24 protein-coding genes and 1 pseudogene are annotated in these 26,942 nt (G+C 68.5%); 10 read left to right on the forward strand and 15 right to left on the reverse strand.

The annotated features are described in order from the left end of the window. Positions 1 to 152 precede the first annotated feature (152 nt). Both BJ964_RS46325 and BJ964_RS46330 read right to left on the reverse strand, forming a co-directional pair. Positions 153 to 1,583, reverse strand: coding sequence for an MFS transporter (locus BJ964_RS46325; protein WP_188126601.1), 1,431 nt, complete (start codon positions 1,581 to 1,583; stop codon positions 153 to 155). After that, complete coding sequence (locus tag BJ964_RS46330) at positions 1,580 to 2,152, reverse strand: TetR/AcrR family transcriptional regulator (RefSeq protein WP_188126602.1); 573 nt, start codon at positions 2,150 to 2,152, stop codon at positions 1,580 to 1,582. Before BJ964_RS46330 ends, BJ964_RS46325 begins: the two co-directional genes overlap by 4 nt. A gap of 214 nt (positions 2,153 to 2,366) precedes the next feature. Between BJ964_RS46330 and BJ964_RS46335 the strand changes: the two genes are divergently transcribed. Continuing rightward, positions 2,367 to 3,410 carry a hypothetical protein gene (locus tag BJ964_RS46335; RefSeq protein ID WP_188126603.1) on the forward strand — a complete coding sequence of 348 codons (1,044 nt, stop codon included), beginning with the start codon at positions 2,367 to 2,369 and terminating at the stop codon, positions 3,408 to 3,410. Positions 3,411 to 3,435: 25 nt separating this feature from the next. Beyond that, on the forward strand, positions 3,436 to 5,214 hold the full coding sequence (locus tag BJ964_RS46340; RefSeq protein ID WP_188126604.1) for an ABC transporter ATP-binding protein: 1,779 nt from the start codon (positions 3,436 to 3,438) through the stop codon (positions 5,212 to 5,214). A 257-nt stretch (positions 5,215 to 5,471) separates the two neighbouring features. Here BJ964_RS46340 and BJ964_RS46345 read toward each other — a convergent pair whose 3' ends face one another. Next, positions 5,472 to 5,675, reverse strand: coding sequence for a cold-shock protein (locus BJ964_RS46345; protein WP_188126605.1), 204 nt, complete (start codon positions 5,673 to 5,675; stop codon positions 5,472 to 5,474). A gap of 271 nt (positions 5,676 to 5,946) precedes the next feature. Between BJ964_RS46345 and BJ964_RS49440 the strand changes: the two are divergent. The 4 genes and pseudogenes from BJ964_RS49440 to BJ964_RS46360 form a co-directional block, all read left to right on the forward strand. Then, a pseudogene (locus tag BJ964_RS49440) lies at positions 5,947 to 6,336 on the forward strand (cation:proton antiporter domain-containing protein); the annotation flags it as partial. A gap of 14 nt (positions 6,337 to 6,350) precedes the next feature. Continuing rightward, positions 6,351 to 6,488 (forward strand): hypothetical protein, encoded by a 138-nt coding sequence (locus BJ964_RS49445; protein ID WP_229807424.1) that lies wholly within the window; start codon positions 6,351 to 6,353, stop codon positions 6,486 to 6,488. Positions 6,489 to 7,120: 632 nt separating this feature from the next. Continuing rightward, positions 7,121 to 7,330: a cold-shock protein gene (locus BJ964_RS46355; protein ID WP_188126606.1), complete on the forward strand. Its 210-nt coding sequence runs from the start codon at positions 7,121 to 7,123 to the stop codon at positions 7,328 to 7,330. 108 nt (positions 7,331 to 7,438) lie between these two features. Further along, positions 7,439 to 7,672 (forward strand): hypothetical protein, encoded by a 234-nt coding sequence (locus BJ964_RS46360; protein WP_188126607.1) that lies wholly within the window; start codon positions 7,439 to 7,441, stop codon positions 7,670 to 7,672. A gap of 15 nt (positions 7,673 to 7,687) precedes the next feature. On the opposite strand, the gene BJ964_RS48920 is transcribed toward BJ964_RS46360, so the two are convergent. Beyond that, positions 7,688 to 7,810 (reverse strand): hypothetical protein, encoded by a 123-nt coding sequence (locus tag BJ964_RS48920; protein ID WP_262479442.1) that lies wholly within the window; start codon positions 7,808 to 7,810, stop codon positions 7,688 to 7,690. 96 nt (positions 7,811 to 7,906) lie between these two features. Between BJ964_RS48920 and BJ964_RS49450 the strand changes: the two genes are divergently transcribed. Further along, positions 7,907 to 8,290, forward strand: a complete 384-nt coding sequence (locus BJ964_RS49450; protein WP_307838060.1) for a CsbD family protein — start codon at positions 7,907 to 7,909, stop codon at positions 8,288 to 8,290. 213 nt (positions 8,291 to 8,503) lie between these two features. On the opposite strand, the gene BJ964_RS46370 is transcribed toward BJ964_RS49450, so the two are convergent. From BJ964_RS46370 to BJ964_RS46400, 7 genes are all read right to left on the reverse strand, one after another. After that, positions 8,504 to 9,535: a YeiH family protein gene (locus BJ964_RS46370; protein ID WP_188126608.1), complete on the reverse strand. Its 1,032-nt coding sequence runs from the start codon at positions 9,533 to 9,535 to the stop codon at positions 8,504 to 8,506. Continuing rightward, positions 9,532 to 11,082, reverse strand: a complete 1,551-nt coding sequence (locus BJ964_RS46375) for a long-chain-fatty-acid--CoA ligase (protein ID WP_188127562.1) — start codon at positions 11,080 to 11,082, stop codon at positions 9,532 to 9,534. The genes BJ964_RS46370 and BJ964_RS46375 overlap by 4 nt, the downstream gene beginning before the upstream one ends. Beyond that, the gene (locus BJ964_RS46380; protein ID WP_188126609.1) at positions 11,082 to 11,669 is read right to left on the reverse strand and encodes an RBBP9/YdeN family alpha/beta hydrolase; all 588 of its coding nucleotides are present in this window, start codon (positions 11,667 to 11,669) and stop codon (positions 11,082 to 11,084) included. Before BJ964_RS46380 ends, BJ964_RS46375 begins: the two co-directional genes overlap by 1 nt. Then, the gene (locus BJ964_RS46385) at positions 11,666 to 13,000 is read right to left on the reverse strand and encodes an MFS transporter (protein WP_188126610.1); all 1,335 of its coding nucleotides are present in this window, start codon (positions 12,998 to 13,000) and stop codon (positions 11,666 to 11,668) included. Before BJ964_RS46385 ends, BJ964_RS46380 begins: the two co-directional genes overlap by 4 nt. 112 nt (positions 13,001 to 13,112) lie before the next feature. Continuing rightward, on the reverse strand, positions 13,113 to 14,165 hold the full coding sequence (locus BJ964_RS46390) for a BKACE family enzyme (protein ID WP_188126611.1): 1,053 nt from the start codon (positions 14,163 to 14,165) through the stop codon (positions 13,113 to 13,115). Between the two features lie 37 nt (positions 14,166 to 14,202). Next, positions 14,203 to 15,105 (reverse strand): TauD/TfdA dioxygenase family protein, encoded by a 903-nt coding sequence (locus BJ964_RS46395; protein ID WP_188126612.1) that lies wholly within the window; start codon positions 15,103 to 15,105, stop codon positions 14,203 to 14,205. Positions 15,106 to 15,120: 15 nt separating this feature from the next. Further along, complete coding sequence (locus tag BJ964_RS46400) at positions 15,121 to 16,098, reverse strand: quinone oxidoreductase family protein (RefSeq protein WP_188126613.1); 978 nt, start codon at positions 16,096 to 16,098, stop codon at positions 15,121 to 15,123. A gap of 199 nt (positions 16,099 to 16,297) precedes the next feature. On the opposite strand from BJ964_RS46400, the gene BJ964_RS46405 reads away from it, so the two are divergent. Together BJ964_RS46405 and BJ964_RS46410 are read left to right on the forward strand one after the other, a co-directional pair. Continuing rightward, positions 16,298 to 17,284 carry an AraC family transcriptional regulator gene (locus BJ964_RS46405; RefSeq protein WP_262480344.1) on the forward strand — a complete coding sequence of 329 codons (987 nt, stop codon included), beginning with the start codon at positions 16,298 to 16,300 and terminating at the stop codon, positions 17,282 to 17,284. 61 nt (positions 17,285 to 17,345) lie between these two features. Continuing rightward, positions 17,346 to 22,211: a GAF domain-containing sensor histidine kinase gene (locus BJ964_RS46410; protein ID WP_188126615.1), complete on the forward strand. Its 4,866-nt coding sequence runs from the start codon at positions 17,346 to 17,348 to the stop codon at positions 22,209 to 22,211. Positions 22,212 to 22,841: 630 nt separating this feature from the next. On the opposite strand, the gene BJ964_RS46415 is transcribed toward BJ964_RS46410, so the two are convergent. The 4 genes from BJ964_RS46415 to BJ964_RS46425 all read right to left on the reverse strand — a co-directional run bounded on the left by BJ964_RS46415 (position 22,842) and on the right by BJ964_RS46425 (position 25,883). Continuing rightward, positions 22,842 to 23,273 carry a hypothetical protein gene (locus tag BJ964_RS46415; RefSeq protein WP_188126616.1) on the reverse strand — a complete coding sequence of 144 codons (432 nt, stop codon included), beginning with the start codon at positions 23,271 to 23,273 and terminating at the stop codon, positions 22,842 to 22,844. Between the two features lie 119 nt (positions 23,274 to 23,392). After that, complete coding sequence (locus tag BJ964_RS46420; RefSeq protein ID WP_188126617.1) at positions 23,393 to 23,839, reverse strand: NUDIX hydrolase; 447 nt, start codon at positions 23,837 to 23,839, stop codon at positions 23,393 to 23,395. Between the two features lie 13 nt (positions 23,840 to 23,852). Further along, positions 23,853 to 24,116 (reverse strand): GNAT family N-acetyltransferase, encoded by a 264-nt coding sequence (locus BJ964_RS49475; protein ID WP_328515441.1) that lies wholly within the window; start codon positions 24,114 to 24,116, stop codon positions 23,853 to 23,855. Positions 24,117 to 24,719: 603 nt separating this feature from the next. Continuing rightward, positions 24,720 to 25,883, reverse strand: a complete 1,164-nt coding sequence (locus tag BJ964_RS46425; RefSeq protein WP_239163898.1) for an ISAs1 family transposase — start codon at positions 25,881 to 25,883, stop codon at positions 24,720 to 24,722. Between the two features lie 212 nt (positions 25,884 to 26,095). Here BJ964_RS46425 and BJ964_RS46430 point away from each other — a divergent pair, with 212 nt between their 5' ends. Beyond that, on the forward strand, positions 26,096 to 26,938 hold the full coding sequence (locus BJ964_RS46430) for a hypothetical protein (protein WP_188126618.1): 843 nt from the start codon (positions 26,096 to 26,098) through the stop codon (positions 26,936 to 26,938). Positions 26,939 to 26,942 lie beyond the last annotated feature (4 nt).

Here is a 26,942-nt window from a genome sequence, read left to right on the forward strand (position 1 = left end):
AACCTCGTTCCTGCCCCGAACGATCTGGATATCGACCGCATCGCCACCTCGCCCGAGCAGCAGGTGCGGCTGCGCGTTCGCGGTGACCTGGACAGGCACACCGCACACCTGCTGATGGCCGCTGTCGCCGACCCGCTCAGAGGATTTGATCTTCAGGGTCTTCGCGCCGGAACGCGCGCGCCGACCTGGCGCGGGCACTCGCCCGGGGTGCGGCGTGGGATCAGCAGGGTGGCCCCGAGTGCCGTGGCAGCGGTGAGAGCGGCGACGGCGAAGACGACGAGGTAGGCGTTCAGTGACGGCGCGGTGCCGCCGCCGGGGACGGTCATGGTCAGGTTGGCCAGGATCGTGGCGACCACAGCGCTGCAGACGGCCTGGCCGATCGATCGCATGAGGGTGTTGATGCCGTTGGCGGCGGCGGTCTCGTGGACCGGCACCGCCATCATGATCAGGCTCGGCAGCGCGGAGTAGGCCAGGGCGGTACCGGCGCCGACGAACAGGGTGCCCGCCACGATCGTCCACAGGGTCTCGCTGGTGAAGATCCGTACCGTGTATCCGGCGGCCATCACCACACAGGCCAGCATCAGCGTGAACCGTGGCCCACGGTGGGTGGAGATACGGCCGGAAACCGGTGACAGCAGCGCCATCGCCAAACCGCCGGGGATCAGGCACAGGCCGCTGACGATCACCGACAGGCCGAGCCCGTACCCGGTGGACTCCGGCTCCTGCACCAACTGCGCGGTCGACAGCGTGTTGGCATAGAAGGCGAAGCCGATGAGCAGGCTGGCCATGTTGGTGAACAGCACCGCGGGCCGGACCGTCGTACGCAGATCGACCAGGGGCTGCCGGGTGCGCAGTTCGAACCAGCCCCACAACGGGGCGATCAGGACGGCGGCGGCGAACAGTCCCCAGGTGCGCGGGGCGGACCAGCCCCACGCCGCGCCCTTCGACACCGCGGTCAGCAGGAAGACCAGGACCATGGTGAGGCCGAGAGCGCCGGGGATGTCGAAGCGGCCGGGCGTGCGCACCGACGATTCCGGCACGATCAGCCGGATCAGGACGATGAACAACAGGCTCAGGCCGGCGGCCACCCAGAACATGGTGTGCCAGTCGGCGAAGTGGACGACGGCTGCGGCGATCGGGATGCCGAAAGCGGCGCCGATACCCATGGTCGAACTCATGATCGCGGCCGCGGAGATCATCCGGTCCGGTGGCAGCTCGTCACGCAGGATGCTCATGCCCAACGGCACCACGGCCAGGGCGGCGCCCTGCAACGCCCGGCCGGTGATGAGGACGGCAAGGTGGGAGCTGACGGCACAGAGCAGGGAGCCGGCGACCAGCAGGCCGAGGACGCCGAGCAGGACGCGGCGTTTGCCGTACATGTCACCGGCCCGGCCGAGCAGCGGGGTGAAGACCGCGCCGGTGAGCAGGGTGACGGTGACCATCCAGCTGACGTCGGCGGGTGCGCTGTTCGTGAGCTTCGGCAGGGTCGGCAGCAGGGGAACGACGATGGTCTGCAGGATCGCCACGATGATGGCGGACGCGGCGAGCACGGCCAGGGTGAGCCGGGGACGCAAGGAGGTCATGCCTGGTGGGGTCCTTCGGTGACGAGCCCGGCACCGAGCAGGTCGAAGCCCTCACGGACGAGGACGCTCAGCCGGTCGTACTCCTGATCGGGCTGCCAGGTGGCGAAAGCGCTGCGCATCACGGTCATGGCCGAGCCGGTGAGCAGCCGGGCGTGCAGGCCCTCGCCGGGATGCCGGGCGGCGGCGCAGGCGGTCAGCGCCTTCTCGAGCACGCCACTGGGAGTGACGTTGCGGAACTGTTTGTGCAGGCGGAGTTTCGCCTCGTGAGTGGCGACGAAGCCGAGGACGATCTCGCGCATGCAGATCCAGACAGGAGCGTCGGGTGGCAGGGCGCGAACGATTGCGGCCAGGCGTTCCGGCTCTTCCGGGTCGGGGCCGAACAGCAGGTCTTCCTTGGTGTCGAAGTAGTTGAACAGCGTTCGTTTGGACACGCCGGCCGCGGCGGCGATCTCTTCGACGCTGACGTTCTCGACACCGCGTTCTGCGGCCAGCCGGAGCCCGGCCTCACGCAGCGCGGCCCAGGTCTGTCGCTTCTTGCGTTCCCGGAGGCCGCCGTCGGTTTCGGTCACACCGCCGAGACTAGACAAAAGATTTTACCGAGTGCAAGTTTTTACCTGGTGCAGGTGCGGCCCAAGACCAGGCAGGTCTGCCTAAAACCGGCTAAACAGGCGTAATAGCCGCATAAGATCAACATCCGGATCAGCGCTGGCCACGACCTCGTTGGACGACAGGCGCCGTGCCCGCCGAGACGGGGCGCACGGCGGGTGCAGAGAAAGGGCAGACATGGACTTCGCGCCCACCAAGACGGCCTGGATGACCCGCCGGCTACCGGCAGGGCTGGACGTGACCTGGTCGCCGGTCGGGTCTCCGACCGTCGGCGACGTACTGGCCTGTGAGGTGATCACCCTGTCCCTGCTACGACACCTCGACACCGCCGACGGCCGGCGCACCATGCTCTACCCCGGGGACCGGATCATGTGTGTGGTGGGCAACCGGTACTCGACGTCAGCATTGCAAGGACGCGGCCGCGTCACCGGGGACGTCACCGAAATGCTCAGTGCGTCCGGCCTCTGCGGTGAGGTGGTGGGGCGCAGCGCCGAGGTGGCCCCGCCGACGACGCTTCGGGTGCTCGCTCAGGCCCACCACGCGGACCGCCCGCTCAACGTTCGGTCGTTCCTCCTGCCGCCCGCCCAGCCGATCGGCCCGAAGCCGACCTGGATCGTGGTCGCCGGCTCGGCGATGGACGCCGGCAAGACAACCGCCTGCGCGTCGATCATCCACGGTCTCACCTGCGCCGGTTACCGCGTCGGCGCCGCCAAACTCACCGGTACGGCGAGCCCGCGCGACCTGTCGTCGTTCCGCGACGCCGGCGCCGACCCGGTCCTCGAATTCCTGGACATGGGCTGGCCGTCGACCGACGGCTGCGACCGGGCGGACCTCGCGGCGATCGTCGCCGGGCTGACCGGCCACCTTCAGGCCGCGGCAGTCCAGGTCGGGGTGCTGGAGATCGCCGATGGGCTGCTGCAACGCGAGACCGAGATGATCCTGCGAGCACTTTCCGGCTGGCTGGGACCGGCGCACATCGTGCTCGCGACCCGGGAAAGCCTCGCGGCCGTCGCCGGAGCCAGGCAGTTGCGCCAGATGGGCCACGACGTTCTCGCGGTCACCGGGGTCGTGACCAACAGTCCACTCGCCTGCCAGGAGGTCGAGCTGGCCGGGGCCGGGCCGTGCATTCCTACCGCGGGTCTCGGCACCGCCGTCGCATCGTTGGTCGAGCAACGGGGTGACCGGCACATCGGGCAGCCCGCACCGGTCGCCGTCGGGTGACCGCCGGCCGGCCCGGGGCCCGCGAATGTTGAAGGCGGCGTGGCGGTTCCGGCGGTTCCTGCTCCCGCACGCGCCGGCCCTCGGCGCCGGCGCGCTGCTGGTGGTGCTGGGAACACTGCTCGCCCTGGCGCAGCCGTGGCCACTGCAGGTGATCGTCGACGGGGTCGTCGGCGGCCAGGCCCAGGACGGCTGGCTTCCCACCCTGATCGCCGGATCGAGCGGCAACCGGTCCGTCGTCCTCATCCGGGCGCTGGCGGCGACCGTGCTCCTGGTCGGCCTGTCCGCGCTGATCGGCTACATCAGCGACCTGCTCATGAACCGGGCCGGGGCACGGACAATCGTCACCATCCGCGGCGCGCTGTTCGCCCACGTCCAGCGACTCTCGCTGTCGTTCCACCTCGACCAGCGGGTCGGCGACCTGGTCGCCCGGCTCACCACCGACATCGACCGCTCGCAGAACATGCTGGTGGCGATCTTCGACACGCTGATCCCGAACGCGGTGATGCTGGCCGGACTCGCCGCGGTGATGGTGCTGGTAGAACCGTCCTTCGGCCTGCTGGCGCTGAGCATCGCGCCGCCGCTGTTCCTGGTGACCTACCACTTCACCCGCAAAATCAGGCGCGCGTCCCGGTCGGCCAGGGAAGCCGATGCCGGCCTGGCGGCAATGACCAACGAGACGCTGGGCGCGATCCGGGTGGTGCAGGCGTTCGGCCGGGAACGGCTCGAGGACGACCGGTTCGCCGGCCACAGCCGGGAGAGCCTGACGGCCAGCCTCCGCGCGATCAAGCTCCGGGCCGGCCTGCCGCCACTGATCGAGCTGATATCACTCGCCGGCACCCTGCTGGTCACCTACGTCGGGGTCCAGCGCGTGCTCGACGGCCGGATGAGCCTGGGCGTGCTGCTGGTGTTCCTCAGCTACCTCCGGTCGCTGTACCGGCCGATGCGGGCACTGTCGAAGATGTCCTACGTCGTGAGTCAAGGCGTGGCCAGCGCGGAACGGGTCGATGCCATGCTGGGCACCGACGACACGATCCCCCAGGCCCGCGACGCCCGGCCGGTCCGCCGCCTGCGCGGGCGGGTGGAGTTGCGCAACGTCACCTTCGCCTACGACCCGGCGAAACCGCGAGTGCTGAACGCGGCCAGCCTGGCCGTCGAACCGGGCGAGCACGTCGGCATCGTGGGCCGCACCGGTGCCGGCAAGTCCACCCTGATCAGCCTGATCCCCCGGTTCTACGACCCGCAGGCCGGCAGCATCCTGCTCGACGGCATCGACATCCGGGACCTGCACCTGGCCGACCTGCGCCGGCAGATAAGCCTGGTGCTGCAGGAACCGTTCCTGTTCTACGGCACGATCCTGGACAACATCCGGTACGGCGATCCCGCGGCGTCGCTCGACCAGGTGTGGGAGGCGGCCACCAGGGCCCACGTGACCGAGTTCCTCGACCGGCTCCCCCAGGGACTCGACACCAGGATCGGCGAACGCGGCGGCACCCTGTCCGGCGGGCAGCGGCAGCGCATCGCCGTCGCCCGCGCCATGCTGCACGACGCCCCGATCCTCATCCTCGACGAGCCCACCACCGGCCTGGACCGCGACTCCGAGGCGCTGGTGCTCGACGGCCTGCACCGGCTCACCCGCGACCGCACCACGTTCGTCATCTCGCACCACCCCGCCGCACTGGCCCGGGTCGACCGGATCATCGAGGTCCGCGACGGGCACCTACTGCCGTCGGCACCGGCACCGCATCACCACTCGGCCGGTCTTCGCCTCACCCCGCAGGTGACCCGGCACCGGGCGGACACATGACCGCGGGACGGCCTTCGTCGGCGACACCCTGCTCGGCGGGGGAGAGTGAGCCGCACGGGCCTGACCCGCGTGTTGAAATAGAGCCCGGACAATCGGCGATTCCGATCTGCCCAGAACCATTCAACCGTGCGCGGAGGGAACCGTGTCGGCGGATCGAGGTTGAGGCCACCTCAGGGAATAGTCTCGGAGGATTGCCATTTAGGAAAAACCGACGGCGGCTCGCTGAACCAGTCGAGCCGCCGCCGGCAGTGGTGGGATCAGAGAGCCCGAATGTTCTCGGCCTGCGGGCCCTTCTGACCCTGGGTGATGTCGAACTCCACCCGCTGGTTCTCGTCAAGGCTGCGGAAGCCGCTCGCCGAGATCGCCGAGAAGTGGGCGAACACGTCGGGGCCGCCACCGTCCTGGCTGATGAAGCCGAAGCCCTTGTCGCCGTTGAACCACTTCACGGTACCTGTAGCCATGTCATTTCCTTAACAGCTGTCGGAGTCCGCACTGTGCGGACTCTCACGCCGCCGTGTTGATCACCCACGTCGAATCGACGCGGAAAACGAAAAAGCGCCTGGACGGGCTTCAGATAACCCATCAGGCGCCGAAAACGTCTACGGAAATCAAAACTGCAACGGGGCAACCGTAGCACAGAAATCCGCTGCCGGCCCCGGATCTTGCAACCAGTTTCCGGCTCGGCGATTTCCGGCGGTCCGGCCGGCGCTCCGAAGTCGCTCCGGAGGGTCCGTGAGGATAGGGCGGTGGACGTCGTGTCGATCCTGGCTTTTGTCCTCGCGACCGTCGCCGTCGTCGCGGTGGTGCGGTGGGTCGCCGGCCGGGCCGGTCTACGGGCTTCCTCCCCGGATCCTCACCGTGATTCAGGGTGAAGGCCTTTTGAACGACGCCACCGCGCTCACCATCCTGAGCGTCGCGGTCGCCGCGGCCATCGGTGACGGATTCTCGGCGCCGGCCGCGCTCGGCCAGTTCCTCATCGCCGCCGCGGGTGGCGTGGCCGTGGGCGTACTCGTCACTTTCGCTGCCCGCCTGCTGTCCCAGCCGCTCAGCGGCGATCCGATGCCGGCGAATGCCGTATCGCTGGCCACACCGTTCGGCGCCTGTCTTCTCGGTGAGGTGATATACGTCTCCGCCGGGTGGCCATCGATGCCCAACGGGAGGAGTTCCTGCGCTGGCGCGATGCCTGGCGGCTGCCCGACGAGGGTCCGCGTGTACCGGAACGCGAACTGGATCTTGAGGAGCGGCTGCCGCCGGACCGGCCGGCACGCCGGTGAACCCCGGCACACGCCTTCACGCATTCACGCAGGCCGGCACGGCCGGCACCCGACGGTTGTCATCGTCGGAGGGAGACGTGTCGAGCCACGAAGGCGGAACAGTGGACATTTCAAACGCGGAAATCGATGGTGCGATGCCGCCCGGAGACCGACAAAGTAAAGAATTCGCAATGGAGGAGAAGAGCACCGGAATTCGGATCTCTCTGGCCACCGGCCAGGACGCCGATACGACCGGCCGGCAATGAGCCGCCAGGTCACCCTGGGATCGCGCGGCACCGAAGCCTCACGCCTCGTGCGCCGACCCGCCCGCGTTCGCCGTGGCGCCACCTCGAATGGGTGGCGCGTCACCGACCGGGTCGCCCCGCCTGGCGGCGTGCTCGCCCCTCACACTACCCGCGCGGCACTGGATCGACCCTGATCAGAATTCGCGTCATCCTGTCCACCATATCTGGCACCTGAGGGATGTTCCGCCCGTGCTACGTTTGCGCTGCTGCAATTTTATTCTCCTTTCGCCGAACATCCGACAGGAATGTGATCCGTCAGATGTTCAGTCTTGATCTCCTGGACGCGGCCCCTCAGCTCGGCGGCACGCAAGAACGCCCGGCGCAGTCTCTGAAATTCAAGGGGTAATCATGATCTCCGGAACCATGAAATGGCTCAGCGCCGACAGGGGGTTTGGATTGATCACCCGCGATGACGGCGACACGGACGTTTTCGTACATTTCTCCGCCATCGCGGGATCCGGCGCCCAGGGCATCGAGAACAACCAGCGGGTCGAATTCGACATCGCGCAGAGCCGCAGAGAAATCCACGCGGTCAATATCCGCCCCATCCGGCCGTGACCTTCCGGGAGCATCGTGAGCAGCCGGCAAGATGGCGACGTGCCGTACATAGATCACTTTCGCAGAACGGAAGAACGGGCCGGCCTCCGCCGCCTGTAGGGTCGCCGCATGATGGTTCAACAGCACTGGTGGAACGGCAGCAGCACCGCTCGCTTCCGGCGCGATGTCTACATCCGCAGTGACGGCTCTCAGTGGGACGTCCTGGTCCAGATCGGCGGGACGGCGGGCAGCTATCGCGTGCAGCAGTGCCCGGGACGCGGAACGGCGCAGATCGTCGCCGACGCGTGGCGCGGCTCGAACGAGGCCTGGCAGGAGCTGAAACCGCAGGCCACCGCGGACTGAGAACGGCGAACCGAGTCACGGCGGGTATTCCGCCACCGGTACCACCGCACCCACGCCATCGTCGACCTCAGCGAACGTGGTGAGCAAGCCGGCAAGGGCGTCGAGGGCCGCGGCGCCGGTCAGGCCCAGATCGTGCACGAACTCGAGCAGCCCCTGGTCTCCGCAATGTCCGCCGGCCCGGTCCGAACCTCCGCCAATCCGCCGCGGTATCCCCGCCAGGCGAGCAGGGTGGCGATGATCTCGCACGGAAAACCGCTCGTCACCTGCTCGATGCGGTCGGCCGGCACCCCGTTCCAACGGCGCCCCGCCGGCCATGCAGCCGATCGAAGGCCGTCGAAGGGTTTCGTAACGCCGAACCGGGGCATCCCAGTCGCAGCACCGTTGCTCAGCGAGATGTCGTCAACCGACGAGGTCCGTGCGCGAGCGCGGGAGAGGAACGTCATGGGGCTCGACGACAAGATCGAGAACAAGGCGCAGGAAGCCACGGGCGAGGCGAAACAGACCATCGGCGAGGCCACCGACGACAAGGAACTCCAGGCCGAGGGCAAGGCGGACCAGAGGTCCGCAAATCTCAAGCAGGCCGGTCAGAAGATCAAGGACGCCTTCCGAAGGAAGTGACAGCCGTACGCCTCGACGGGGCCGGCTCCGGCTGCTGACCTCGTCGAGGGTGCGGGGCCGCTGGAAGCCGATCAACTCGGTTCCGGCCAGCGACACGAGACCTGTGGGCCGAGTGTCCATATTAGTCCAAAACATCCCGCTCGTACGGGCTTCGGACCAACCGCCTGATCGGAGCACGCCGGCCAGGGCCGCCATCGTGCGGCCACGAGGCGTTCACCGGTGTACGACCAGCAGGGTGGCGCCGAGCGCGCCGACCGTGATGAAGAGCGTGGCCGCCGCCGCGAGCAGGACCGAGCCCTTGCTGCGGCGTACCAGTGAGGCGAGGTGGACACTGGTGCCCATCCCGAATAGGGCGACGCCGAGCGCGATCGTCTGCAGCGTACCGATCCAGCCGAGCGCCGCCTGCGGCACGACGCCCGTGCTGCGCAATCCCGCGCAGGCGAGAAAGCCGAGGACGAACAGCGGGATCAGCGGAGGGCGTGCGGTCTCGCCGCCGGTACGGGATGACCGGATCCGCCGCAGCGCGCTCACACCGGCGACGACCGGGGCGAGAAGCAGTACCCGGGTGAGTTTCACGACGACCGCCACGGTGACGACGGCCGCACCGGCCGGACTGGCAGCGGCCACGACCTGACCGACCTCGTGCACCGACGCGCCGGTCCACACGCCGTACTGCACGTCGTCGAGACCGAACGGCGAGCGCAGCAGCGGAAACGCTGTCAGCGCGATCGTGCCGAACAGAGTGATCATCGCGATGGCGGTGGTGACGTCCTCCTCGTCGGCTTCGGCGGCGTCCTCCATGGCGGCGATGGCCGCCGCGCCGCAGATCGCCACACCGGTGCCGATGAGCAGGCTGCGCGGCCCGCCCAGGCGCATCCGCGTACCCAGCCAGGTGGTGCCCACGAGCGTGGCGAGCAGCATGCCGGCGACCGCGGCGATGACGGGTACGCCGAGCGCGGCTATCGCATCGATCGACACCGAGAACCCCAGCAATATCACGCCTGCTCGCAGCAGCCGCTTGGTCAGCCGGGTGAGAACGGCTCGGCCCCGCTGGGGCAGCAGGTTGAGGTTGGCGGCCGCGACGCCGAGGGCGACCGCCCAGGTGAGCACGCCGATCTGGGGAACGATCCGGTGGCCGAGCAGCGCCCCGCCGAGGCCGGCCGCGGCCATCAGCAGGCCGGGCGCGAGACCCGGCTGCTGGTGGCGGCCGGCCGGGGCCTGGGCGGCGACGTCCGTCGCGGTCAACGACCGGCCAGTTCGCGCTTGAGGATCTTGCCGGTCGCCGTCATCGGCAGCTCGTCGACGAACTCGACGATGCGGGGGTATTTGTAGGACGCCATGGTCTCGCGGCACCAGGCGATCAGTTCGCCTTCGGTGACCGCACCGGTACGGATCACGAAGGCCTTGACCTCCTCGCCGTAGCAGGCGTGCGGCACCCCGACGACGGCGGCGAGGGACACCGCCGGGTGGGTCAGCAGCACCTCCTCGATCTCACGGGGGTACACGTTGAAGCCACCCCGGATGATCATGTCTTTGGCGCGGTCGACGATGTAGTAGAAGCCGTCCTCGTCCCGCCGGGCCAGGTCCCCGGTGCGGAACCAGCCGTCCCGCATCACCTCGGCGGTCGCCTCCGGCCGCCGGTGGTAACCCTTCATGATGTTGTGGCCGCGGATGGCGATCTCGCCGATCTGGTCCGCGCCCTCGACGGTCTTCCATTCGGCGTCGATCAGTTTCACCTCGACACCCCAGATCGGTACGCCGATGGAGCCGGGCCGGGGCTCGCGCTCCGGGTCGCTGAAGGTGGCCACGGGCGAGGTCTCCGACAGCCCGTACCCTTCCAGGATCTGCACCCCGAACCGCTCCCGGACCTGGTTGATGATCTCCACCGGGAGCGACGCCCCGCCCGAGACGGCCACCCGCATGTTGCGGGCGATCTCCGCCACGTCAACGCCCTCGTGCAGCGCACCGAGCAGGCCCCAGTACATCGTCGGCACCCCGGCAAAGAAGGTGATCTTCTCCCGTTGCAGCAGCTCCACCGCCTGCTCCGCCTGGAAGCGGGGCAGCAGCACGAGCGTGGAGGCGACCGCGAACCCGGCGTTCATCTGCACGGTCGAACCGAACGAGTGGAACAGCGGCAGCGTGATCAGATGCCGCTCGTGGTCGGTGGCGAGGTTGCCGAACAGGCGGTTGCAGGTGAGCGCGTTGAACACCAGGTTGCCGTGCGACAGTTCGGCGCCTTTGGGCTGCCCGGTCGTTCCGCTGGTGTAGAGGATGACCGCGGTGTCGGTCTCGTTCGTGGCCGCCGTCTCGAAGGCGCCGGACCTGCCGGCGAGCGCCTGGCCGAGTGTCCGCGCGCCCTCGATCGGCGAGGCCGCCGCCGGGTCGGCCGTAATGAGCAGGAACTGCTCGCACCCGGGCGTCTGCTGGAAGCCGGCGAACCCCTCGGCGCCCATCGCCAGCTCGGCGGTGCCCTCGAAGCACAGGTACGCCGCGGCCTGCGAGTCCGCCAGGTGATAGGCGATTTCGCGGCCTTTGAGAAGCACATTCAACGGTACGACGACCGCGCCCGCTTTGAGGATGCCGTAGTAGGCGATCGGGAAGTACGGCAGGTTCGGGCAGGACAGGGCGACCCGGTCGCCCGGCTGGACTCCCAGGTCCACCAGCAGACCGGCCACCTGATCAGCGGCCCGGTCGACATCGGCGTACGACAGCCGGGTGTCGCCGAGCACGACCGCGTCGCGGTCCGGGTGCCGTCGGGCGCTGTCTTCCAGCAGGGTGGCGAGATTGAGGATCATGGCAGTGCCTTCACGTGGTCGAGTTCGTTGATCAGCGGTTCGGCGCCGGGCCACGCGCCGTAACCGGATGCCGGGTTGAGATGGCCCACGGCGCCGAGCTCGTGGTAGCGGCTGCCCCAGGCGCCGGCGAGGGCGCGGACCCGTGCCGGGTCGCCGAGTGAGTCGTCGGAGCTGGCCGCCACGATGCTGGGGAACGGCAATGGCAGCCGGGGTATCGGCAGCCAGCCCTGGTCGGCCAGGGTGGACAGCGAGGGGTAGACCGCGGGTAGTGGCGCCGCCAGGTCCGGTGGAGTGGCCAGTAGCGCGCCCCGCACCTGCCGGGCGGTTGCGGGATGGCGGGCGGCCCAGTGGACGGTGACGATCACGCCGGCGCTGTGCGCCACGATCACGACCGGTTCGCCGGCCGCCTCGACCGCGATGTGCAGTGCCGTCACCCGCTCGTCCAGGCTCGGATTCTCCCGTCCGAGCGGCATGACGGGCCGAACGTTCGCCAGGCCGTCGGCGAGCCTGGTCTGCCAGTGGTCGGGTACGTGCCCGCGGAGCCCGGGCACTGTAATGATCACCGTGCCCGGGCCGGGGGTCACGCGGTGTCCCCGTCCTGAGCGTCGGTGGCTGCCGCGGGTTCGAGTCGGCGGATGCTGGACGGGTAGGCCTGGCGTCCGGCGATCAGCAGGATGACGGCGCCGACCGCGGCGAGTGGGACGTATCGCATGGCGGTTTCCAGGCCAAACCGGTCGGCGAGGATGCCCGTCACGAGCGAGCCGGCGGCCAGGCCGAGCACGTTGTTGAAGAAGGTGAGGGTGCCGAACGCGGTGGCCCGGATCGACTCGTGGGTCAGCCGCGCCACCATCGCGCCCGTCGGTCCGGTGGTACCGGCGGCGAAGAAGCAGCCGACCGCGAGTAGCAGCTTCTGCGGTCCGCCCGGTTGCATCGCGAAGCCCGCGCCGAGGAAGACCAGGGTCAGGGCGGCGAAGACGATGGCGACGGTCCACTTGCCGAGTGGCTGGACCCGCCCGACACGGTCGGTGACCATGCCGCAGACGACCATGCCGGCCCCGATGACCAGGATGTACAGCGCGGCAACCTTCGCCGCCCGGTCCGGTGCCAGGTCGTACGCCCGGTTGAAGTAGCTGGGCAGCCAGGCGAACAGCGAGCCGGTGATGAACAGTTGCAGCCCGCCACCGAGGTAGGCGAAGACCACCGCCGGGGTGGAGAAGAGCGTGGCCAGGCGGGCGCGCTGCTCTCCGGCGGCCAGCGACGGCCCGGTCTCAGCGTCATCGTCGATCTTGTGGGCGGTCAGTTTCCGCTCGGTGATCAGGGCCCGGTACAGGACGGCGAGGACGAGGCCGAAGATGCCCATGGCGGCGAAGGCCCAGCGCCAGCCGAAGTGGACGGCGAGGACGCCGCCGAGGGCGACGCCGAGCACTGATCCGAAGGAGCCGGCGGCCATGAACGCGCCGGTGAGTGAGGCGCGCCGCTTCGCGGAGAAGACGGCGAGGACGACGGCGAGGCCGACGCTGCCGTACGCGGCCTCGCCCACGCCGATGAGCAGGCGGGCCGCGAGTAGATGTCCGTATCCGGCGGCGAGGGCGCAGCCGAGGGTGGCGAGGCTCCAGACGACGGCCATGACGACGATCGCCCGCACCCGTCCCCATCGGTCGCCGACCAGTGACAGCGGGACCGCGAGAACGCCGACGGTGAGGGCGACGATGCTGGTCAGGCTGCCCAGCTGGGTGTCGGTGAGCCCCCATTCCTCCTTCAGGAAGGGAAAGACCGCCGACAGGACCTGCCGGGACATGTAGTCCGACAGCAGCAGCCCGAAGGTGAGCGTGAAGACGACCCAGGGGAAGACCCGGGAGACCCGGGAGAGGGGGGAGGCCGGGGCCACGACGCCCGCACTGACTGGCAAGGCCATGCTCGCTCCAAGAATGAGCCGGGAGGGGAAGGTGCTATGAGAGACCAGAAGGGGGTGAAGGCGTGGGGTACGACACGGCGCACCCCACGCGAGCGAACAGGGGGATCCGGGCTCAGGCGTGGAAGGTGAAGCCGACCTGGCCGGGTTTGCGGTTGGGGGCGTAGCCGAGCTTGGCGAGGGCTTCGTCGGCGCTGTCCCAGTACTCGCCGATCTTGTAGATGTCGCGGGCTTCCTTGCCGTCGGCGATCTTGCGGCCGAGTTCGCCGGCGATCCGGACGAGTTGTTCGACCTGCCGGACGGAGGTCATCTTCTCGCCCTTGGCGTACCAGAGGTTGTCCTCGTTGCCGCAGCGGGTGTGCAGGCCCATGGCGATGCCCATGGTGTTGATCGGCAGCACCGCGCGCATGATCGATTCCATGGTCAGGCTCGCGCCGTCGGGCACCCGGCGGATGAAATCCATCATGGTGTACGGGTTCGGGCCGTCGAAGCCGCCACCGATCGCGACCCAGCTGATGTTGAGCGGCCCGGTGTAGACACCGCGACGCACCAGCCGTTCCACGGTTTCGAGTTGGGCGCTGTGGGCGAGCTGGAAATGCGGTTGGATACCGGCCGCACGCAGTCGCTTGAGGTGTTCCTCGACCCAGGCGGGTTCGGCGGGGACGACCATGTTACGGAACGCCTCGTGCAGTGCGGGTCGTTCGAAGGAGGTGCCGGCGATGTCGTCGGCGGTCATCAACTCCACGATGTTCATCTGGCTGGTGTTGATGGCGATGGTGACCTGATCCGGGGCCGGGTCGAGGGTGGTCAGCAGGTGCCGGGCCTCGTCCTCGAGCCACTTGGCGGCCTCACCGTCGTTCTCCGGGGTGAACGAGATCGAGCCGCCGATCTGCAAAATCATGTCGGGTACGGCGTCGCGCAGCCGGCCGAGCAACTCGTTGAACATCGACATCCGCTTCGAGCCCTTGCCGTTGAGCTCACGAACGTGGATGTGCAGGACGGTGGCGCCGGCGTTGTAGCAGTCGACCGCGGCCTGAACCTGCTGGTCCATGGTGACCGGGATGTCCTCGGGGAAGTCGCCCGGCTCCCATTCCGGCCCGTAGGGAGCCGCGGTGATGACCAGCTTCTCCTGGGTTTCCGGCCACAGTGAATCGTCATGGAAATGCATGAGGGGGGTCTCCTGTCCAAGGGGGGAGGGAGGGGGTTTAGAATGTTTTGTCGCCGATGACCCCGGCGCGTTCCATCTTGCGGACGGCGGGCCAGTAGTCCTGTACGGCGTAGTGCTGGGTGCTGCGGTTGTCCCAGATCGCGAAGCTGTTGCGCGTCCACCGCCAGCGCACCTGATACTCCGGTACGGCGGCCTGACGGATCAGATAGTTGAGCAGTTCACTGCCGCCGGGGGTGTAGTCGAACCCGAACCGCACGTTCGCCGGCGTGTGGAAGTTGGTGAAATGCGTGGTGAACGCGTTGACGAACAGCACCTTCTCCCCGGTCTCCGGATGCGTGCGGACCACCGGATGTTCGGCCTCGGGGAACCGCTGGTGCAGGGCGAGACGCTGCTCGATCGGCATGTTCGCCCCGAAGGACGCCTCGATGCTGTGCCGCGCCCGCAACCCCTCGATCCGGGCCTTCACCTCGTCGGGCAGCCGCCGATAGGCCTCGGCCATGTTCACCCAGATCGTGTCACCACCCACCGGCGGGCCTTCGACCATCCGCAGCACACAACCCAGCGGCGGGGCTTCCCGCCAGGTCGCATCACAGTGGTAGGCGTTCTCGTAGTGTTCGGCCGGGCTGTCCAGGTCCTTGTAGATACGCACCAGACCGGGATGGTCCGGGTCGCTGCCGGCCACCGGATGGTCCTCCAGGGGCCCGAACCGTTCCGCCAAAGCCACATGCTCGGCCCGGCTGATGTCCTGATCACGGACGAACAACACCTTGTACCGCAGCAGCAGCGACCGGAGCTCGGCGAACAGTTCGTCGCTGCGCGAGACCTCGGCCAGATCCACGCCGCGCAGCTCAGCGCCGATGTGCACCGTCAGCGGATGCACCTCGAACGGGCTCTCGGGCGCTGCCACCGGCTCGACGGCCGCGGCGATGGTGTCCTGCATGGAATTCCTCCGATGTCAGTCGACGGTGAAGACCGAGGAGCCGATGCTGCGACCGGCCTCGAGGTCCCGGTGGGCGGCGACGGCGTCCTCCAACCGGAACCGCTGATTGATCTGGATCTTGATCCGGCCGGACGCGACGTGGTCGAACAGTTCGCCGGCGAGTTCGGCCCGCTCGCTCTCGTCCGCGATGTAGTCCGCCAGCGCCGGCCGGGTGACGAACACCGAGCCGTGGATCGCCAGCTGCATCGCGTCGATCGGCGGCACCGGGCCGGACGAGGTACCGAAACACACCAGCAGCCCGCGGCGCCGCAACGACCTCAGCGACTGGTGGAACGTGGTCGCGCCGATGCTGTCGTAGACCACCGGCACACCGGCGCCGTCGGTCAGTTCGCGGACCCGGGCGGCCACATCCTCACGCGGGTAGACGATGGTGTGCGCGCAACCGTGCGCCCGGGCGACCGCGGCCTTCTCATCGGTGGAGACCGTGCCGATCACGTTGATACCGAGCAGACTCGCCCACTGCGTGAAGATCAGACCGACACCACCGGCCGCCGCGTGCAGCAGCACCGTGTCACCCGGCGCCAACGTGGCGATACGCCGCAGCAGATAGGCCGAGGTCAGGCCACGCATGGTCATCGCGGCCGCGGTCTCGAACGAGATCGCATCCGGCAGCCTGATCAACGAAGCCGCCGGCATAACCCGGCTGGTGCTGTACGCACCGAGCGGACTACCGGTATAGGTCACCCGATCACCGACCGCGAAGGCCGCGACACCGGGCCCGACCGCCTCGACGACACCGGCCGCCTCCACACCCAGACCGGCGGGCAGTACGGCCGGGTAGAGCCCACTGCGGAAGTAGGTGTCGGCGAAATTGAGACCGACCGCGTGATGCCGTACCCGAACCTCACCCGGACCCGGCTCACCCACCTCCACCGACTCCCACCGCATGACCTCCGGCCCGCCGGACCGGTAGAAGCGGATGGCCTTCGCCACGGATTACCTCCAGGGGTAGCGTGCCGCCCACAGCAGCTGCGGTTGGACTCACAAACGGCGCTCGCAAGGGGCGAACGTCCTGTGACACCGGCAACAGTAGGCGTGACGCTCACCACATGCTTTACTCAGCGGGACATATTTCTTGCCCTACCGGGACACCACGGAGGGATGTTTGCGACCTTCTCTCAGATACGCGACATTGAGTGGCTATCTACAGCTCGCTCAGGCGTTTGACATCGATCCCGATGCCCTGATGCTCGCCGTCGACCTCGATCCGGCGGATCTGGCCACCCCTGACAAATGGGTGCCGGCAGTCCGTGTCGCCCGCCTGCTGGAGCTGTCCGCCCGAGCTTGCGGGCACGCCGATTTCGGGCTCAGGCTGGCCGAGTACCGCCGGCTGTCGACGCTGGGCCCGCTGAGTCTCGCCCTGCGCGGGGAGAGCACCCTGCGGGACGCGCTCAGTCTGCTGATCCGCTACGAGCACAGCTACAACGAGGCGATCCGCATCCGGCTCGTGGAGGCGGAAGGGCTCGCGTCCGTACGCCTGTGGTTCGAAATGGGTGAGCCGGCGCCGTCGGCGCAGGCCGAGGAACTCGCGGTCGGCGCCCTGCACGGCATCGTCCGCGAGGTCATCGGATCCCGATGGCAACCGCTGGCGGCGTGTTTCACGCACGACGCACCGGAGAACGTCGACACCTACCACCGGCTGTTCGGCGGGCGTGTGCATTTCGGCCACGACTTCACCGGCCTGGTCTTCTACGCCAAGGACCTCGGCTCGGCGAACATACTCGCCGGCGCGGAACCGGTCAGCCGCCATGACGGAATGTTCGATTCGCTGGCCGCTCCACGAGGTGTCACCACCACGGACCGGGTCAGGGACCTGGTGGAGGTGTTGTTGCCGACCGGCCGCTGTGGCGCCGAACAGGTAGCTCACAGCCTGGGCATGGACCGGCGGACCCTGCACCGGCATCTGGCCGCCACCGGGGAGACCTTCACCTCGACAGTGGACCTGGTCCGGGCCGGACTGGCCGAACGCTACCTGTCCAACAAGCGCTACCGTCTCACCGAGATCTCCGACCTGCTGGGCTTCGCCGCCCCCAGTGCCTTCACCCGCTGGTTCCGCCGCCGGTTCGGCGACAGCCCGAGCAAATGGCGGGCCCGCCGAACGGAGCTGCCGGCCGGCTGAAGAGCGACCAGCGGCTGCGAACATAAGGAAAAATCTTGCCAAAAGTGGCATCATCCGGTACGTGGCTGAGGAGCTGCTGTACCTGAGCGACCGGACACAGGTGACCCGCCACACCCCGTCCGACGGTCCCGCCGTGGTCTGCAAACACGCCACCGGGACCGGCGCGGCCCGTCGCATCGAGCATGAACGTGCCGTACTGGAAAAGCTCGCCGGCCTGCCCGGCGTCCCCCGCCTCGCCGCGAACCAGGCGCGCCGGACCCTGGTCATACAGGATGACGGCGGCGCTCCACCGCCGGCCGGGCCGATGCCCCTGCCCGACCTGGTCCGTACCGCACACGCCCTGGCCACCACGATCGCCGCGGTCCACCGTGCCGGCGTCCTGCACCGCGACATCGCCCCGGCCAACGTCGTGCTGCGCCCAGACGCTCCTCCGCTGCTCATCGACTTCGACCTGGCGCTCACCGGCGCCCCTGAACCGGACGAGGGCCCCGTCGGCACTCTCGGGTTCCTGGCGCCCGAACAGACCGGCCGTACCGGCCTGAGCACCGACCGTCGCGCCGACCTCTACGGCCTCGGCGCCACCCTGTACACCCTCGCCACCGGCACTCCCCCGGTCACCGGCCACGACCCTCTGGAGCTGGTACGCGGCACCCTGGTCGGCACCCCGTCCGCCTCGGGCCTGCCACCACGGCTGGGCGACATCATCATGCGGCTGCTGGAGAAGGACCCGGACCGGCGCTATCAGAGCGCCGAGGGCCTGGCCTACGATCTCGCCCGCTGGACGGCCGACCCGGACGGCGACTGGACGCCGGGCGACCGGGACTTCCCGCTGTTCCTGCCGGCGCCGCCGATCCTGGTCGGCCGGGACCCGCAGATCGGCGCACTGGTCACGGCCCTGGACCGGGCGCTGGCCGGCGACGGCCGGGCCGTGCTGGTCAGCGGGCCGGCCGGAATCGGCAAGAGCGCCCTGATACAAACGCTGCGACCGCTGATCGCCGCTCGCGGCGGCTGGTTTCTCGCCGGCAAGTATGAGCAGTTCCGCACCGGTGTCGACGCCGACGGCACGAGCCAGGTGATCAGAAACCTGGCCAGGCTGCTGCTCGCCCTGCCGGAGGCGGAACTGGCCGGCCACCGGGAACGGCTGGTCGCCGCGCTGAATCCGGTCGGCAAGGTGTTGTCCGGCGCGGTGCCCGAGCTGGACATACTTCTCGGCGGGCAGGAGGCGGCCGAGCCGCTGGACCTGGTCACCCCGCCGACCTGGGCCAGCGGGACCTCGGTCACGCTGCTGCGCACCGTGGCGGCGCACCGCCCCCTGGTCATGGTGGTCGACGACCTGCAATGGGCGACCAGCACATCGCTGCGGGTGCTGGACGGCCTGGTGACCGCTGGGCCGGTCCCCGGGCTGCTGGTCGTGTGCGCCTACCGGGACGAGAAAAGCGACGCCGGCCGTCCGCTCGCCGGCCTCACCTCGCGCTGGGAACGCGACGGACTCGCCGATCCGCCGTTGCGGCTGGCCGGGCTGGATCGGACCGGGCTGGCCGAGCTGACCGGGACGGTGCTGCGTCTGGAGCCCTCGGCCGCGGAGTCGCTCGCCGACCTGATCGGCACGGCGACCTCCGGGAATCCGTACGCCACGGTGGCACTGATCAACGGCCTCCGCGCAGAGGGTCTGCTGACACCGGCGGAAGGCGGCTGGGACTGGGACCCTGATCCGGTACGGAATTTCGTCACCCGCCACCGCCTGCCGCAACTGCTCACCGCCCGCCTGGAGCAACAGCCGGAGACGACCCGGCGCCTACTGGTCGCGCTGACCTGTCTCGGCAGCGACGTCCCCCCGGAGCTGCTCGCCACCGCCACCGCGACCCCGCCCGGAACCCTCCCGGCACACCTCGCTCCCGCCGTCACCGATGGCCTGATCAGCGCGGACAAAACCGTCAAGTTCTGCCACGACCTGGTCCTGCAGGCGGCCCGGGATCTGCTTCCGGCCGCCGAGATGGATCGATCGCGGCTTTCCATGGCCCGCCTCCTGGCCGCACACGGCGACTACGAACAGCAGGCCGCCGAGCAGTACCTCGCGGTCACCGGCCTCATCCGCGACGACGGCGAGCGCCGGACCGCATCGGCTGTGCTGCACCAGGCCGGCCGCCACGCCGCGCGGATGACCAACTATCCGAGTGCCGACGAACTGCTGACCGCCGCCGACCGGGTCCTCGCCCCCGGCGCCGCCGCGGACCGCGACGCGATCGCCGTGGACCGGCACACCGCGCTCTTCTGCCTGGGCCGGCACGCCGAGGCCGACCGGATCTACCACGATCTCGCCGCTCGCACCCCGGACCCACTCGTCCTGGCCACGGCCACCGCCGTACAGATCAACAGTCTGACCCAGCGCGACGAGTGCCACGCGGCGATCGCTCTCGGGCTCGACGCGCTGCGGCGGTTCGGCATCGCCCCGCCGGCCGATCTGGAAGCGGACAACCAGCGCGCCGTGCTCGAGCTCCGGGACTGGGTGGCCGACCGCGGACCGGCCTACCCGACGAGGGAGTCCACCGATCCGCGGATCATCGCGGTGGCCCGAATTCTGCAGCGGATGCTCGTGCCCACCTTCGTGGCCGACCCGAACCTCCACGCCTGGCTGGTGCTACGGACACACGTGCTGTGGCAACAGAACGGGGTGTGCTCGCCGCTGACCGGCACCCTCGGCGGGGCCATCCGGGTGACGAGCTGGCTCCTCGACGACCACCGCACCGGATACCTGCTGACCGGTCACGCGCTGCGGGCCGCTCGCGAGCACGGTTACCACGCGGCGGCGGCGGTGGCCGCCTACCAGCACCTGATGCTGGCCGCGCCCTGGTTCGAACCGCTCGAAGAGGTCGTCGAGGGCTGCTGGCAGGCCCGCGACGAGCTTCTCGCGGTCGGCGACGTGCAGATCGCCGGATGGCACTGGGCGCGGCTGCTGGTCCTGCTGATGGAGACCGAGGACTCGTTGCAGACCTGCGCCGAGGAGACCGCGGCGGTGCTGGCCTTCGCGGAGCAGACCGGCAACTGGTACGCCCGGATGATCGTTCTCGGACACCGGCAGCTGATCCGGGTGTTGCGTGGGCAACCCGCTGTGCCGGGACCGTTCGACGGCGAGGGCTTCGACGAGGCGGCCTACCTGGACGAAATCGGCGAAAACTCGGCCCTGGTGGCCGGCCATCACCTGGACCAGGCGCTGGCCGCGCTGCTCAGCGACGACACCGAGGCCCTGGAGAAGCACTCGGCCGCGGCGATGGCGCACTGCAAGGCGATCCGCGGGTTCTACGCCAGTGCGCTCGCCCGGGTCACCCGCTGCCTCAGCGACCCCTCCCCCGCAACGGCCGACGCTCGGGACTGGCTGGCCCGGCGGGCCGCCGACACGCCCCGCAACTTCCGGCCGCTGCTACTGCTCGTGGACGCCGAGATCGCCCGGGCCGGTGGCGACGCCGTCGCCGCGATCCGCCTGTTCGACGAGGGCCTGAACGAGGTGACGGGCCGCCCGTGGCATCACGCCCTGCTCGCCGAGCGGGCCGCCCGCCTGCATCTGGAGCAGGGGCTGACCCACGCCGGGCGCCGGCTGCTGGTCGAGGCGCGCGACGCGTACCAGGCGTGGGGTGCCGGCGGCCCGGTCGCACGCCTCGAGGCCGAGCACCCGTTCCTGCGGAACATGGCAGGCATCGGCCCGGGCAGCGGCGCCGACCGCCTGGACCTGAGGGCGATCCTGCGCGCGTCGCGGGCGCTCAGCTCGAAGACCACCCTCGCCGGACTGACCACGCAGGTGATCGATGTGCTGTGCGCGATGACCGGGGCCACCGACGTGCACCTGTCGCTGCGGGACCGCACCGTCTCCGGCTCCTCCACCAACGGCCTGCCGTCGTCCGCCGTCCGTTACGTCCAGCGCACCCACCAGCCGCTGCTGGTCGCCGACGCGACCCGGGACGACCGGTTCTCGCAAGATCCGTACCTGAACGGTCTCGAGGTCTGCAGCCTGCTGGTCATCCCGGTGCCCTGCCAGAGCACCAAGGACGCCGTCCTGGTCCTCGCCAACCACCGGCAGCCCGGTGTCTTCTCCACCGGCCGCCTGGAGACCGTCGAGCTGATCGCCGGCCAGCTGGCCGTCTCCCTGGACAACGCCCTGCACTACGACTCCCTGGAGAGCGAGGTCCGGGCCCGCACCGCGGAGATCGCCGACCGCAACCACGAGCTGGAGGCCGCCAACCAGCTCAAGGCCGACCTGATCGGCATACTCGGCCACGAGATCAACAATCCCCTGGCCACGATCCTCGGCATCCTCGACCTGGTCCTGACCGGCGATCCCCTGCCGCCGTCGGCCGAGCAACTGCTCGGCCGGATGCAGGGCGCCACCCGGCGGCTGGCCGGCATCGTCGAGGAGGTACTCGCCCTCGTCAGCATCGACGCCGGCCGACTCACCGCGACCCCGCGCCCGGTCCGGGTAGCCGACCACATCGAGGCCGTACTCGGCGCCACCGCCACCACCGCGGTCACCGTCTCCTGCCCGCCCGACCTCGTCGCCGCCGTCCAGCCCGGCCACCTCGACCAGATCCTCACCAACCTGATCAGCAACGCGGACAAGTACGGCGGCGGCGTCGAGACGATCGACGTGCACGGCTCCAACGGCGGCCCCGTGACCATCGACGTAGCCGACCGGGGCCCAGGCGTGCCGCCGGAGTTCCGCGACCGGCTGTTCGACCGTTTCGCACGCGCCGAGAGCACCGCCGGAAAGGTCGCCGGCACCGGCCTGGGCCTGTACATCGTCCGCGAACTGGCTCGCGCCAACGGCGGCGACATCCGCTATCGCCACTCACCCGAGCACGGATCGACTTTCGTCGTCTCCCTGCCACCGGCAACCGTCGTCACGGCGGGAACTCACCCGGACACGAACCGCCCCTGACCTCAGACGGCCAACGGCCCCTTTGCGGCGTGGTTCGAACCGGCCGAAGTCGTTGGCGCTGCTGGGCTCGGGCGCCATAACGTCGATGGACGGCTCGATACACGCCGCCGTAGCCACCATCGCAAGTGGACCTGACCCCGACGTGAACGCCCGCTACGGCGAGCTCGAGAACGGCACCCACGCTCGGATCACCAGGACCGATCAGTCTGGTCGCCTCCTGGGCGCGTCTGGTTGCCATCCGGGCTGAGGCATCCCAGAGCCGCCCGGTCCAGGGCGGGCAGCCCTGGCCGCCGGAGGCTTTCCCCGGGTGCAGGGCCGGGAGGTCCTGCCCGCCGGAGACACGGCTCTTGTCACTGATCACGCGAAGCCCCGGACGTTCCCGAGTGCGAACGTTCGGGCTTCGGCGTGTCCAGCGGTCGTCGCGCGGCTGGATGCCGGCTCGCGCTGTGGCCGCCCGCGGCCTAAAGCGCGAACGGCCGGCAGATCCCGGCTGGCGTGCGGGCCGAAGGCCCGCCTTGAAGATGTAGAGAAAAGTTCTCACCGTAGCGGCGATCCGTGCCCGCCCAGAAGAATGGCGAGGAACGAGGGGCAGGGTGTTCGGCCGCCGCGGTGGACTCCGAAGATCCCTGGTCAGGCCGCTGGCCGGTTCCTCGTCCTATAGGCAACCAATTCGGACTCGTCTGGGCGATCCTCGTAGTACGAGACCTGGACCGATTGGAAGCCCCCGGCAGGAGCACCGTTGATCGTGAAGCTGAAACCTCTGGTGGTGTCAATCGCAGTCCGGCACTCACTGTCCGCTCCGACCGGAATTCCTTCGCCGGTAGCATTCGGTCCGAAGTACGCGACAACGCAGGCGCGGGTTGTGACGTTACCGCCTGAAGCACAACAGAGGTCTTTGACCCAGCCGCTGATGCCAACCGAGCGGTTGTACCAAGTGACCTGAACCTGGTTGGAGCCCCAGGGGCCGCCAAACTCCGGGAACAGGGTGACCGGGTAGGCGGCGAGCGCAGGCTGTGCGGAAGTGGCCAACACTGCGACAGTGCTGATGGCTGCGGCGGTCACCGACCGTAGCATTTTCACGCGAGTCTCCCTTGTGTAGCGTCGAGATCATGATCATCGTATGTGAATGCTCCGATCTCTGCTGCCCCGTCGATTCGTTTCGTGCGCGGTAACGGGGCTGTCTACTGCCAATCCTCGGCGATCAGCTGCACCCCGTCATGGAGGCGAACCGCGACATTGGTGGTGTCCAGCGCGTCCAGGACGCGGACGGCGAATGTCTCGCTCATGTGCTCGGTGACCTCGTCGGCGGTCCACCAGGCGACGGCGGCGCTCTCGTCGGTGGGGCCGGGTTTGCCGCTGACGACTCGGGCGCGGAAGACCAGGGCAACAACGCCAAGCCGGAGGTTCTTGTAGACGCCGGTCAGGCACTCCGGCTCGATGCTGACGCCGGTTTCCTCCTCAACCTCCCGGCGTACGCCTGCGGGCACGGACTCGTTCAGTTCGAGGATGCCGCCGGGGATCTCCCACTTGCCGGTGTCGCGCCGCTGGACGACGAGTACCCGGGAAGCCTCGTCGGTGATGACTGCGGCGACGCTGACGGAGTGCCGTGGACGATCCACCTGAGTCATAGGTCGGGTCCGATCAAGAGGGCGCGGAGATGGCTCGCTGGAACAGGGCACCAGATCCGCGGTGCGGCAGGTCAATCGTCCGCACGTGCCGGAACCCGTGGCCTAGGTAGTAGGCGTGTAGGTGCGGGTTCGTGCGCCACGCGTCCAGCCGAAGCCAGTGCCGCCCCGCCTCGGCGGCTTTCTCTGACACCCACGCGAGCAGCTTGCCGCCAATGCCCAGTCCGGCATGGCTGCGCGCCACGATCATCCGAGGTACGTATAACGCATCACTACGTATAACGCATCACCGGGATCGTCCACGTCCAGCCAGAACTCCGGGTCGCCCGGTGGCGGATGAGTCAGGGTTCGCCGGTGGCCGTGCTGGATCGGCTGCTCCGCGCGGAAGATCGTCTCCCAGATTTCTCCCGAACGGGTGGGAGAAACAATTCAGGACCGGTCCGCGTTTCCGCGATACCGGCCCTGACCTGCTGATTTAATCGTCGGGCTGACAGGATTTGAACATGCGACCCCTTGACCCCCAGGCCGTTGGAGTCGACGTTTGCGCACGTCAAGCGCGATGCGCATCGTTCAAACGGGTGTCGAGTGTGGAGGTCCGTGTGCTGCCGCGCTTACCGTGTGGTCCCCAGATGGTTCCAGGCGGTTTCGAGAGGGCCAACGAGTGCAAACCGAACCCAGCCGCTCACGCCGATCGCGGCCGGACCTCAACGCCGGGGGTGGTAGAAGTCGTCCGCCGGCAGCAGCGAGAGCAGCCCTCGGGGATTCACCACATACCCACGCCGCCGCACCCCCGCTACAGTCGGCTACCGAAAGAGAGCGGAGCGTCCGCGGTGCATCTCTAAGCCGTACTACGAGCGAAGGACCCCAGGGCCCCGGCAAAGTCCTAAATGAGGCCGAGGAGTGTCAACGGGCGGTTGCTGTCGCGGGCGTGATGGCGGGTGGCGGCGGCGATGTTGGTGGTTCCGGCTGCCCGTAATGCGCTGATGGCAGCGTCGCGGAGGGCGGCCATGACGTGTGGTCCGGTGCCGGTACGGATTTGGCTGCGGTCTTCTGCGTAGGTGACGTCGCGAACCCAGTGGATCTTGTTTTCGATGGTCCAGTGCCCGCGGATCCAGGCTGCCAGTTGGGCAGGTTTTGCCTGGTGGACGTGTAGGTCGGTGATGGCGTAGACGGTTTGGGTGGTGAAGCGCCGTGGCTGGTCGAGGCGGCGTCTACGACGGCGGATCTGCAGGGCTTGGACGGCATGCGGGAAGTCGATGCCTGCGGCGACGGTCACGATCCTCAGGGTGCGGATCTCCCGGCGGCCGTGGCCGCGGTCATCCTGGCGGGCAGCTTGCGGGACTTGCCGCCAGGGCAGACGGGAGAGCTGTTTGTGCAGGTGCGGTTGGTTGCCTTTGACGGTCAGGATCCAATGGGCGCCCCGTTCGGCGAGGTAGTCGACGTGTTCGCGCTGGCAGTGCATCGCGTCGGCGGTGATCACGGCGTCTCGTAGGTCGCCGATCTGGTCCAGCAGAGGCGCGAATCGGGTGATCTCATTGGTCTTGCTGTCGATATCGGTGCTGGCCAGGACCATGCCGGCGTTCTGATCGCAGGCGGCCAGCAGGTGCCGGGCGGTGCTGTCGCCGGTGCGGGATCCGCGCAGTGTCTTGCCGTCGACCGCGATGGCCTGCCGGCTTGTCGAGGTCTCGGCCCGGCCTACGAGCCAGACAGCGATCGCCGTGGTCAGCAGCTGCGCATCGAGGGCCTGCAGCAATCGGCGGATCATCGCTTCAGAGGGGCGCCGGTCAGGGGCGATACCCAGGGCGAGAGCTGTCGAGGCCGGAACGTCGGCGACCCATTCGGCGATCGCCGTATAGGAACGGCAGCCGGCGATCACGGCACAGACTGCTGCGATCACTACCGCCGTCAACCGGTGCCGGACCCCACGACGTGCCCGCGGATCAGGCAGGCAATCGAGCACTGCCACCAGGCCGCCAGCGGTTTCGGGCACGGTCAGAGCCGGTGCGCAGGACAAAGAGGAGATCAGCGATGATGGCAGTGCGGGCATGACTCACTTCGGATAGATCATCGTGGCGTAGGAACCTTGATGATCTTTCGAACCGGTCATGCCCGTCTTGCTACACCCAACAGCGGCGCTTCTACTCCAGATCCCCCAAGTCGGACACCGTCACGACTTTGCCGGGGCCCTGCGAAGGACCCCGTATGACTACAGCGGCGAGGATCCCACTCCCCCCAGATGTTCTGAGCTACATACGAGAGGTGTTCGCCACCGCGAACGAGCGGGTCACCTCCCGCCTCGACCGAATGCCCACCACACACGAGGAAACTCTCGACTTCGCCTTCATCGACGCCTTGGTCGAAGCCAGGGGGCCGCACCTGACGATGTCTGGAACGGTGGTCGATATTGACGCCCACTTCGTGGGGGGCGGTTGGCACTGGCAGCGGTGGGAGATCGCCGACCTGGGCCTAATCATCAACTTCCGGCAAAGGGGCAACCTCCTGCGCACAAAGGTCGTTCTCCTGCAAAGCAAACGCCTGTATCCACGTGAAGCCGAATTTACAGAAGACTTAGGACTGGCCCGCCCTGGCGGATTTGGCTCCTTGATGGCGAAATCCCTGCCTGCCACGGTTGGCCCTCGAGTCTTCCGCTTCGATGATTCGTGTCGCTACCGCGCCCTGCAGGTGGGGGACGACCAATGGCAATCTATCGCGAAATACGAGACGACATTTGGACTGCCGATTCACTACATGCTATATCACCCTCGCGCAATGCCATCTCAGTCATCTATTCCCGTTCAGCTACCCTTCAATCCACCTACCATTCCGCTGGTGACAGGATCGCGAGTAATGTCCGCGAGCGCCATACGCGCATCAACCTCACATTTCAGTAGGAACTACGCGCCGGCTTTCGGTGAGCTTCGAGGCGGAAGTGCCGCACCAGGTGCTCCCATTCAAGACTTCATCGTGGACGAAGTACTCGCCTGCCACGAGGGGTATGTTGTAGATGACGGTGCTGAAAATGAGGGCCTAGTTCGCGTCTTCAGCCAACGTGGCGCGCCTATTGCAGCAGCGGTCCGCATCGACATCGACCTTCCGGGCTAGGAGC

Source organism: Actinoplanes lobatus (genome assembly GCF_014205215.1).
Lineage (GTDB): Bacteria > Actinomycetota > Actinomycetes > Mycobacteriales > Micromonosporaceae > Actinoplanes > Actinoplanes lobatus.